This window comes from Streptomyces sp. WAC06614 (assembly GCF_003949795.1).
Classification (GTDB): Bacteria; Actinomycetota; Actinomycetes; order Streptomycetales; family Streptomycetaceae; genus Streptomyces.
In genome coordinates, this window is sequence record NZ_RPRY01000685.1 from 1 (window position 1) to 1,265 (window position 1,265).

Genomic DNA, 1,265 nt, shown 5'->3' on the forward strand with positions numbered 1-1,265 from the left:
GGCCGACGGCGGGGGGCGGTGGCCGCTGCGCGCCGAGGTGACCGGCTTCAACCGGCTGGACCTGGCGGCCGAGCCGGGCACGACCATCGCCGTCGTCGGCGAGAACGGGGCCGGCAAGACCACGCTGCTGCGGGCCCTGCTGGGCCTGACCCCGCGGTCCCGGGCCGTGCTGCGGCTGGGCGACGTGGAGGTGACCGATCTGCCGCCGCACCGGCGCGGCGTGGCCTGGGTCCCGCAGGACGGGGCGCTGTTCCCGCACCTGTCGGCGCTGGCCAACACCGCGTACGGGCTGCGCGCGCGGGGCGTGCCGCGGGCCGAGGCCCGGCGGGAGGCGCAGGCCTGGCTGGACCGGCTCGGGGTCGGCCGGCTCGCGCGGCGCAGGCCGGCCCAGTTGTCGGGCGGGCAGGCCCAGCGGGTCGCGCTGGCCCGGGCGTTGGCGGCCCGGCCGCGGCTGCTGCTGCTCGACGAGCCGCTGGCCGCCCTCGACCAGACCACCCGGGCCCAGGTGCGGCACATGCTGCGGACGCATCTGGCCGGGTTCGACGGGGTCTGCCTGATCGTCACCCACGACCCGGTCGAGGCGGTGTCGCTGGCCGACCGGGTCCTGGTCCTGGCGGACGGCCGGGCCCTGCAGGACGCGGCCCCGGCCGAGGTCACCCGGCACCCCCGCTCGCCCTGGGTGGCCCGCATGCTGGGCCGCAACGCCTGGCCCGGCACGGCCACCGCCGGCGGCCTGTCCCTGGCCGACGGCGGCCGCCTGGTCGTCGCCGAGGCCCTGCCCGAGGGCACCGGAGCCCTGGCGATCATCGCCCCCGAGGCCGTGTCGGTGCACCGCTCCCGCCCGGCGGGCAGCCCGCGCAACGTCTGGCCGGGCACCGTCCGCGAGATCACCGCGGTGGGCAGCCGCCTCCGCGTCCTGATCACCTCCCCCGAAGCCCCCGAGCTGGTCGCGGAGATCACCCCCGAGGCGGCGACCGAACTCCGCCTGAAGGACGGCTCGGAGATCTGGACGAGCGTCAAGGCCACCGAGGTGACCCTCGTCGCGCTCTGACGTTGAACGGACTCCGGCGGGCACGGCACAAGAGGTCCGGCGCGCCGGGGAGGGTGGCGGAGGCGATGAGCAGACCGGTCCACGGCGGACGGCGCCGACGGTGGTGGCCGGCGGCGTGGGCGGTCCTCGCCCTGACCGCGGGCGCGGCCACGCCGTACCTGGAGGCCGATACGGACTCCCCGGCGCGGCCCCCGCGCCGGGAGCGCCCCGCCCC

The 1,265-nt window shown here is 78.7% G+C and carries 1 protein-coding gene; it reads left to right on the top strand.

What is annotated here, in order from left to right:
- The coding region (locus tag EF918_RS35875) for an ABC transporter ATP-binding protein (protein WP_148141363.1) at positions 1-1,051 on the top strand (1,051 nt) is incomplete at its 5' end.
- Positions 1,052-1,265 lie beyond the last annotated feature (214 nt).